Below are 349 nucleotides of genomic sequence, written 5' to 3'. Positions count from 1 at the left end.
TGGAGGGTTCGAAAAACCCTCTGGTTATGAGGCCCTGTGTGTGATTCCATCGTTCATCTTACGATGAGGGATGGATGATGATGCAGCCCGGTTTTTTTGATGTTGAAGATCGCCTGGCTCGTCTGAGTGGGCTTGGTGACCAGCTCGAAGCGTTTTCCCGGACTGTGGATTTTGAAGTATTCCGTCCTGACCTGGAGAAGGCTCTGGCCTATGCGGACGGGAGCAAAGGCGGCCGTCCGCCGTTTGATCCGGTGCTGATGTTCAAAATCCTGGTGATCCAGACGCTGAATAATCTGTCCGATGAACGGACGGAATATCTGATCAATGACCGCCTGTCCTTCATGCGTTT

Annotated in this window: 1 protein-coding gene; it reads left to right on the top strand. The window is 52.4% G+C overall.

The features are described 5' to 3' along the window. Positions 1-74 precede the first annotated feature (74 nt). Positions 75-349: transposase (locus KP705_RS19870; RefSeq protein WP_252348467.1), on the top strand; the 275-nt coding region annotated here is incomplete at its 3' end.

Source organism: Gluconobacter sp. P1D12_c (assembly GCF_018812105.1).
In the GTDB taxonomy this organism is placed as follows: Bacteria; Pseudomonadota; Alphaproteobacteria; order Acetobacterales; family Acetobacteraceae; genus Gluconobacter; species Gluconobacter oxydans_A.
The sequence above is the reverse complement of the archived record's forward strand: the minus strand, read 5'-3'. Positions and strand labels throughout refer to the sequence as shown.